This window comes from Collinsella sp. AM09-41, assembly GCF_003473245.1.
Lineage (GTDB): Bacteria > Actinomycetota > Coriobacteriia > Coriobacteriales > Coriobacteriaceae > Collinsella.
The window spans coordinates 1-4861 of record NZ_QRMJ01000018.1; the positions used below are offsets into that span (position 1 = coordinate 1).

The 4861-nt window shown below is 66.4% G+C and carries 4 protein-coding genes and 1 pseudogene; 1 reads left to right on the forward strand and 4 read right to left on the reverse strand.

The features are described from left to right. Positions 1 to 1675 precede the first annotated feature (1675 nt). The gene (locus tag DW112_RS09755) at positions 1676 to 1879 is read left to right on the forward strand and encodes a ribbon-helix-helix domain-containing protein (protein WP_118328846.1); all 204 of its coding nucleotides are present in this window, start codon (positions 1676 to 1678) and stop codon (positions 1877 to 1879) included. 4 nt (positions 1880 to 1883) lie between these two features. On the opposite strand, the gene DW112_RS09760 is transcribed toward DW112_RS09755, so the two are convergent. The 4 genes and pseudogenes from DW112_RS09760 to DW112_RS09975 all read right to left on the reverse strand — a co-directional run. Continuing rightward, positions 1884 to 3281 (reverse strand): sensor histidine kinase KdpD, encoded by a 1398-nt coding sequence (locus DW112_RS09760; RefSeq protein WP_118328847.1) that lies wholly within the window; start codon positions 3279 to 3281, stop codon positions 1884 to 1886. Between the two features lie 26 nt (positions 3282 to 3307). After that, entirely contained in the window at positions 3308 to 3970 is a 663-nt protein-coding gene (locus DW112_RS09765; protein WP_118328848.1) for a response regulator transcription factor, read from the reverse strand. 44 nt (positions 3971 to 4014) lie between these two features. Beyond that, a complete protein-coding gene (locus DW112_RS09770; RefSeq protein WP_147351848.1) occupies positions 4015 to 4392 on the reverse strand; it encodes a hypothetical protein in 378 nt (125 codons plus the stop codon). A 16-nt stretch (positions 4393 to 4408) separates the two neighbouring features. Then, positions 4409 to 4861, reverse strand: a pseudogene (locus tag DW112_RS09975) (lantibiotic ABC transporter permease); the annotation flags it as partial.

Below are 4861 nucleotides of genomic sequence, written 5' to 3' on the forward strand. Positions count from 1 at the left end.
ATAAAGAAGGGCCCGTAGATGGGTGAATTGAACGCAATGGGGACGGAAAAGGCCGCGGCGAGAACGAGCGTACAAATCCATGCGGCCTTGTCTCTTAGGATCAGTTTGAGAAGAAGTCGACAGTACATTCAGAAGCACCTACGTTCCTCAAAGAATCGTTAGATTAAAAGTAACAGACCGGATGAAGATGCGTGCGATGGGGGCGAGGCGAATGGCTGAGCGGTATCGATACGCTGGTTCAACGGTATTATATTGACCACATAGATTATTAACTTGCATTTCTAACAGTTAAGGAGACGGGTGCTTTCCAGCACACTCCTTCGATGATGCCTTCCGCTAGTTGCTATGCCGGTTTCAGCCAACAAAGAATGTGCCCGGGCGCTCAGGTTCACCGTTAGCGTTGGCAACATATGAGATGGGCCAGACCCTTGCCGCGCGCCGATTGCGCGAGAGGTGTCGGGCTCCATGTTTATTCCACCTGCTTGTTATCAACCAGCTTCGTTCGACGTCAGACATTCAAGATGTCAGACGTCGAACCTGCGCCAAAGACGCAGCTGGGGCTACTAGTTGCCTACAATCGCTCGCGAAGCTCACCTGCTCGTGCGTGAATGTCTGACAGCTCCGTCAGACATTGTCGGACATTTGATTGTTCGACAAATGCGCACGTGGTCGCGTTCGCAAAGATAACTGAACGGTCGATGGGTGCGTTGAGACCGGAGCAAACGGCGGATGCCAAAAAAATGGCCTCACAGAATCGCACCCATGGTTGATAAAATTGACCGCCCGGGCGCAAATACCCGGGCGGTCAATTCATCCCCTCGTTCGCGATCCTGTTGGGTTTGGGGCTTTGACATGTTGTTGACGGATGGATCAGCCGTACAGCTTGATCTCCCGGGGTTCCATGTGGTCGTCCCCCAATAAGACGTCCCTGATGTAGCCCTGCGGCAGGAACTCGACGGGCAGCACTGGGTCGTCGACGTAGCCGGGCACTGGGAGTAGGCGTGGCCTTTGGACATAGCGTGGCCGCCTGCCGGCGGTCGGACTGCCACTTCAGCCAAAAGCTCAGGCGCGCGCATTAAAATAATGAATATATCGCTTGATGGGCTTTTGACCAAGCATGAACATCGCAGGTAAATCCGTGTACCAATTTTTGGTACACGGATTTACCTGCGGTTTGTTGAAAGCTCTGACATGCGCTGTCGACTTCATTAAAATCGATTGCCGATCAAGTCTTCCTATATATGCGAGCCCCAAGAAACTGCGCTGTGAACCTGAGTCCTCTATCGATCGGCCCGGTGCACCGGGCCGCTGTCCTCGAGCCGGCAACAGCTTGCCGGTCTCAAAACGTATGCCGTCCGGCACGACCGACAGCCGAGCCTTGTGCCCCACTCGAGCAGTGCCAGAACCCCGTGCCGGAACCCACGCAGACGATGGCAGGGGAATTCAGCCGCGGCCATCGAGGAGCCGACCTAGGGACGGCGCCCTCATTCCTCAATGGATTTCCACCGCCCCTTATAGGTCTGGATTGATTTAATGCTTGATTTAATCCGGCTGAATAAGCCAACCATGGGCCGGTTGACATAAGGTAAGGTAAAAGAGCAGATGCGGCCGTACGCCGGTGCGGGTGATGTGACAGAATGTAATACACGTATTGCATCTAACCGGGAGGTGCATCATGGCAACCGCCACCGCAGTCCTGAGAATCCCCGAGGACCTCTCGAACAGGTACGACCACCTGGCGAAGTCGACGGGCCGCACGAAAACCTTCTACATGACGGAGGCCCTCGCCGCGGAGATAGACAGGCTCGAATACGAGTACGGCCTCATGAATTATCCGGGAGGCGTTTGGTTGCGAGGCATGCCAGTGTGCGGGGCCTGATTCGTCAGGCCCCGCACAGGGGGACCGCGATGGTGGCCACCGCGCCGCCCGAGGGGCTGTTGGCGAGCGAGACGGAGCCCCCGTGGGCGCTCGCGGCCTCGGAGGCGACGTGGAGGCCGAGCCCGTAGTGGCGGCCTCCGTCGCGCGAGGAGCGGGACGAGTCGTCTGTGAAGAGGCGCTCGCAGCCGCGTTCGAGGGCGGCGGGAGAGAAGCCCGGTCCGTCGTCGGCCACCTCGATGACGAGGTGTCCGCCCGCGACGTCGCAGGAGACCGCCACGCGCGAGCGCGCGTGCTCGGCGGCGTTGGCCACGAGGTTCGCGGCGGCTCGCGCCAGGGCGGTTCGGTCGAGCGGGGCCTCGGGCGCGTCCGCGACAGCGGGGCCCGTGGCCGCGTCGAGCGCCACGCCTCGCGCCCGGGCGATCTGGGCGGCCTCGGCGAGGACCTGTTCGCAGAGCTCGGCCGGCCGCATGGGGGCCCTCTCCGCCCCGCCGGACCCGCGCGAGGCCTCGATGAGCAGGCGCACATAGCCGTCGAGCCTTTCGACACCGCCGGCTATGTCGCGCGCGGCGGCCGAGAGGTCGCTGTCATTCTCATCTTCCAGCTCCTCCGCCACGAAGTCGGCGTTGGCGCGCAGCACGGTAAGCGGCGTCTTGAGGTCGTGGGCGAGCGACGCCATCTGCTCGCGCTGCCCCCGCTCCGCGGCCCAGCGGGCCTCGAGCGACTCGGCGAGGGAGGCCCGCATGGCGTCCATCGCGGCGAGGACGTCGTTCACCTCACGTACGTTGGTGCTGCCGACCGCGAAGTCGAGCTCCCCCGCGCCGACGCGCCCCGCCGCCTCCGCGAGCGGCGCCATCTTGCGCGAGATCACGCGGCTCGCACGGCGCGCCACGAGCGCGAGCGCGAGCGCGCTTCCCACAGCGGCGCCGACGAGCATGAGGTTCTGCGGGTTGGGAAGCAGGCCGGCGAGATCGCGCGAGACCCACTGCGGCAGGTACTCGCTGACGAGTGCGCAGGCCCCGCCGCCCTTGAGCGGGAACGCAGCGTAGGTGAGGCCCGAGCCCCCGCCCTCGATCTCCACTGTGCCCGGATCCGCGGCGAGTGCCGCACGGGCCATTTCCGTCGCATCCTCGAGCCGCGTGCCCTCGAGGTCTGTCATCATCACGTTTCCGTCCTTGTTCAGGATGAGGTAGCGGTAGGCCGTCGGCACGTCCTGCTGCCCGCAGACGCCGTCGCGTGCCAGGCCCTCCGCGACATCGCGCGCATTGGCCGGCCCCCAGCTTGCCTCGTAGACATAGCCCACGTTGATCGCCGCGGAGAGCACCATGAACGAGGCGAGCCACGCCGTGGCGACCGCCGCGAAAGCGTAGGCGAAGTAGCGCGCGATGACGAAGGAGAGCGGCATGCCCCCGCGACCTCGCGCCCCGATCCTCAGAGCTGCCACTTGTACCCCATCCCCCAGACGGTCGCGATCGGATCGGCGCCGGCCTCGGAGAGTTTCCTCCGGGCGCGGCTGACCTGCATGGATATGGCCGCATCGTCGGCGTCGCTCTCCCAGCCGAGCACCGCCTCGCGTATCTGCGCGCGGCTCATGACCTGCCCGGGGTGGCGCGCGAGGTACTCGCAGATGGCGTACTCGGTGGGCGTGAGCGGCACGGCCTCGCCGCCCACGGAGAGGCCGCGCGCCCCGAGGTCGATCCGCACCTCCCCGAAGGAGAGGGCGTGCGAGCGCGGCCGGCGCTCACGGCGTAGATGGGCCGCGACCTTGGCGCGCAGCTCCGCGGCCCCGAAGGGCTTGCGGACGTAGTCGTCGGCGCCCAGGCCGTAGCCGGCCACGGCGTCCTCCTCGGCCACGCGCGCGGTCAGGAAGACGATGGGCCCGTCGAAGTCCGGGCGGATCTGTCGCACGAGCTCGAAGCCGTCGAGCCCCGGCATCATGACGTCGCAGAGCACGAGGTCGAAGCGCGAGAGGTCCATCCCCGGGACCGCCGTCGGGTCCGCCGCCCTGACGACCTCATGGCCGTCGCGGCCGAGGACGCGCGCGAGCGCGTCGAGGATCGCCCGTTCATCATCCACTGCCAGTATCCTCGCCATGTTGACCTCCTGAAACTCTCGTCGGAATTGTACTAGCGCCGCGCTCAGCGGTCCAGAGCCCCGCGCGCAGCCGCGGGTGCCTCGGCCGCGTCGCACACGCGGAAGCGCACGCCCGAGCCGCCGTGCGCCTCGATCCCGAGCCAGCCCTCGCCGTCCGACTCCCGCCCGAAGAAGATGAGCTGGAGCTCTCGGACATCGCCCCTGTCGTCCGCCGCGTCCACCAGGTAGACGTAGTTCGCCCCCGCCCCGGTGGCGTCGGCGTAGGAGCTCGCGTGGCTGCCGGGCTCGGGCGCGGGCGCCCACATGGCGATCTCAGTGTTGGGCAGCACGCGGTCGGCGATCGAGCGCAGCGCCGACCCCCAGCCGGCGTCGAGCAGGGCATTCCCGCCCAGAAGGAGAGCTACGGAGAGGAGGGCGAGCATGGCGGCGAGCGGCCTCCTACGCATCTGCCCTCCCGTCCTCGAAGCGGCAGAACCAGGCCAGAAGGACGGCGTCGGCTGCCAGGGTGAGCACGAGGCCAGCGAGCGCAGTCGTGAGGAGAGGGCCCGCCGCGCGTGCGGCGTCGATGAAGGCCTCCACCCCGAGCGACCCCAGGCGCGCGGGCCAGGCGAGCGGCACCCAGCTCAGGGGGGTCGCCAGGGCACCGGTGAGCTGGCCGGTCATGAGGCCGTGCGCAAGTCCGCCCACCGAGAAGAACGCGAGGAGCACCCCCGCCGCGCCGGCGCCGATGGCGGCGTTGCGGCCGAGGCGCAGGGCCACGCCGAGCCCCAGCGCGTAGAGGGGCAGGCTGCCCAGCACGATGCCCGCCCAGGCGGCCGCAAGCGGAGCGGGCCCGAGCGGCAGGCGCCCGGCGACGGCGAGCACGGCCCCGAACACGCCGAGCGCCACGGC